3 protein-coding genes and 1 tRNA gene are annotated in these 2737 nt (G+C 60.2%); 2 read left to right on the forward strand and 2 right to left on the reverse strand.

Translation table 11 applies throughout. The annotated features are described in order from the left end of the window. Positions 1-86: 86 nt before the first annotated feature. Together BP858_RS04610 and BP858_RS04615 are read right to left on the reverse strand one after the other, a co-directional pair. Positions 87-737 carry a putative phosphothreonine lyase domain-containg protein gene (locus BP858_RS04610; protein ID WP_062263815.1) on the reverse strand — a complete coding sequence of 217 codons (651 nt, stop codon included), beginning with the start codon at positions 735-737 and terminating at the stop codon, positions 87-89. A 43-nt stretch (positions 738-780) separates the two neighbouring features. Continuing rightward, a complete protein-coding gene (locus tag BP858_RS04615) occupies positions 781-1545 on the reverse strand; it encodes a sulfide-dependent adenosine diphosphate thiazole synthase (protein ID WP_214166453.1) in 765 nt (254 codons plus the stop codon). Between the two features lie 141 nt (positions 1546-1686). Here BP858_RS04615 and htpX point away from each other — a divergent pair, with 141 nt between their 5' ends. Both htpX and BP858_RS04625 read left to right on the forward strand, forming a co-directional pair. Beyond that, positions 1687-2568 (forward strand): zinc metalloprotease HtpX, encoded by an 882-nt coding sequence (htpX, locus tag BP858_RS04620; protein WP_074174827.1) that lies wholly within the window; start codon positions 1687-1689, stop codon positions 2566-2568. A 73-nt stretch (positions 2569-2641) separates the two neighbouring features. Then, positions 2642-2712 (forward strand) — tRNA-Gly (locus BP858_RS04625). The last annotated feature ends 25 nt before the right edge of the window (positions 2713-2737 follow it).

The following is a 2737-nucleotide window of genomic DNA, read 5'->3' on the forward strand; positions in this document are numbered from 1 at the left end:
GGCAACCCGGGGTGTCCAGGCTCATGAGATGCCCTGTAACGGTGCGTCCCGGTGGTTTTCACCGGTCCGGCCGCCCACCGCGCCTTTCAGGCGCTGTAATAGGTGACTTTCCGGCCCTCTTCGCTGTACTCGCCCCGGTAGGTCTCGATGTTTCGTTTGTAGCCGAGCCGTTCCACAAAACCGAGGTCACGGAGCCGTTCGCGGACCCGCATCACGTCAGCCTCGTCCGCCCAGTCCCGGGTGTAGACATAGATGACCGCCCGCTCGTCGCGTGAGTCGGGGTTCGGTTTGGCGGTGCTGACTTTCGCCGATATCCCGAGCATCCCGCGCGCCGTCTCGTCCCGGATCTTTCTCCACGCCTCATCCACTTCGCTGCGGGGGACGAAGATGAGCCATTTTCCTACCTGCTCATCATCAAGACCCCTCGCTGCCGGTCCCGGCTCGTCCTGGACGATCCAGTACATCCGGGTCGTCTTTGAGGGGAGAATGCCCTCACCCGCCAGGATCTCTGCGTAGACCGTGTCTATCCCGCCGAACCGCAGGAGAAGCGCCTCGGCGAGCGCCGGGTAGTCCTCCCGGAACCGCCCGAAGATCTCACGGACATCGGCTTCAAAATCGGTTCCCTGTTCGACACGTTCAAACAGGTAGGAACCATGGGCACGGAGTTCGCGGTCGAGGAAGATCTCAAAGATCCCGTATGCGACCTCGGCCAGGGACTCCGGATCGATCTCTTCCATACCTATTGGTAACTGCCGGGGCAGTAAAAAATGATCTGATATGTTACCGGCCCAGTCTCTCCGCGACCAGGTCTGCGGCACGCTCCCCGGACAGAAGCATCCCCCCGAAGATCGGTCCCATGCGGCACTCCCCGGCAACGGCGTTTGCCGCCATCCCGGTAACGAAGAGGCCCGGGAAGACCTCCCGCGTGTGATCGAGGATCTGCGACTCCGCACGCTCGGCCCACATGAAACTCTCGCCCTTCACCTGGAGTCTGCCGCCCTTCCGTTCGATCATCCGGGCGACCATGGCGTCATGACCGGTTGCATCGACGGTGCAGGTGCAGGCCACGGTGAGCGGGTCGACGTGCAGCCCGGCCATATCGACCGGCGTCCAGTTGATGACAAGGCCGCCGACCCTGCCGTCGCCCTTGATCATGACGTCTTCGACGGTGGTGAGGTTGAAGAACTCGACGCCGGCATCACAGGCTGCCGCGGTGAGTTTGGAGACCGTCTCAACCGATTTTGCGACGTAGTAGCCCGGCTCGAACTCCCGGTAGGTGATCCCAAACCGGTCAAGGAGCCGCCGTGCCTCATCCTGGACGACGATCCTCTGGAACATCATCCCGCCGCCCCACATGCCTCCGCCGATACTGAGTTTCTTCTCGATGAGTGCACACTTGACTCCCTTCTCGCCAAGAAGGGCGGCGCAGGCGAGCCCTGAAGGTCCACCGCCGACGACGGCAGCGTCCATCTCAAGGTAGTCGATGATCGCCTGATGCTGCTCCTCGAGAATAGCCCTGCTGATGGTCACTTCGTTGAGTGTCATCTGATCCTTAACTATATCGCCCCGGTCACATAAGGGCACTCCTCCGGGGTGCGGGATACGCAGGAATCCGGTTCAGGAGTGTCCACCCCGGGAAAAACCAGCATATGTATTAAAGGGGATCCACTCCAATACAATTCTATCATGAAATGGACGCGCGACTTCGGTCTCACTATGAGGATGCTGCTTACGTCGTTTCTGCTCCTCATAGTCTACCTGATCTTTCTGGGCATCCTCGCGGCCCTTGGATTTGGTTATGGGTTCCTCCTCTTCGCCGCTGCCGCGATGGCGTTCATCCAGTACTTCTTCTCCGACAAACTCGTGCTCTGGAGTACCGGCACCCGTATCGTCGGAGAGGATGAGTACCCGGAGTTGCACCGGATGATTGAGCGCCTTGCCGCCAGGGCAGACCTCCCGAAGCCGACGGTCGGGGTTATGCCGTCCCCGGTCCCGAACGCGTTTGCGACCGGGAGAAGCCCGAGACATGCCGTCGTGGCTGTGACGGATTCGATCATGCGGATGCTCACGCCCGAAGAGTTGGAGGCGGTGATCGCCCATGAGATAGCGCACGTGAAGAACCGGGATATGCTGACCCTGACGATGGCGAGTTTCATATCGATGCTTGCCTTCCTGATCATGCGCAACTGGATCTTCATCGGGCTCTTCAACAACCGCGACAACAACATGGGCGCACTGATCCTGGTCTACATCGCCTCGATCATCGTCTGGATTGTGAGCACCCTGCTCACCCGTGCGCTCTCCCGCTACCGGGAGTTTGCCGCGGACCGGGGCAGTGCCTACCTGACCGATAACCCCCGGGCGCTGATATCGGCGCTTCAAAAGATCAGCGGGCGGATGGATTACATCCCGGCCGAGAAGAAGCAGGAAGTGCAGGGCGCAAACGCCTTCTTCATCATCCCGGCTCTCTCCGGGAACACCCTGATGGAGCTCTTCTCCACGCACCCGTCACTTGAGAAGCGGGTGGCCGCCCTCGAGGACCTGGAGGCACAGCGGAGGGGATACTGAACCCAAGCGGAATCCCCACCACCCAATATTTAATATCCTGCACGGTCAACATATTTAGGCAGATCGTTCACTCGCATCGATGGTCTAGTGGTATGACTTTGGCCTTCCAAGCCAATAGCCCGGGTTCAATTCCCGGTCGATGCATGGGGCTCGTGGTCTAGCTGGTTAT

It is taken from the genome of Methanoculleus sp. UBA413, assembly GCF_002502935.1.
Classification (GTDB): Archaea; Halobacteriota; Methanomicrobia; order Methanomicrobiales; family Methanoculleaceae; genus Methanoculleus; species Methanoculleus bourgensis.

Bases quoted from the DNA above. Each gene is read 5' to 3' on its own strand.
- BP858_RS04610 (WP_062263815.1), bottom strand. From the start codon at position 737: ATGGAAGAGATCGATCCGGAGTCCCTGGCCGAGGTCGCATACGGGATC.
- BP858_RS04615 (WP_214166453.1), bottom strand. From the start codon at position 1,545: ATGACACTCAACGAAGTGACCATCAGCAGGGCTATTCTCGAGGAGCAG.
- htpX (WP_074174827.1), top strand. From the start codon at position 1,687: ATGAAATGGACGCGCGACTTCGGTCTCACTATGAGGATGCTGCTTACG.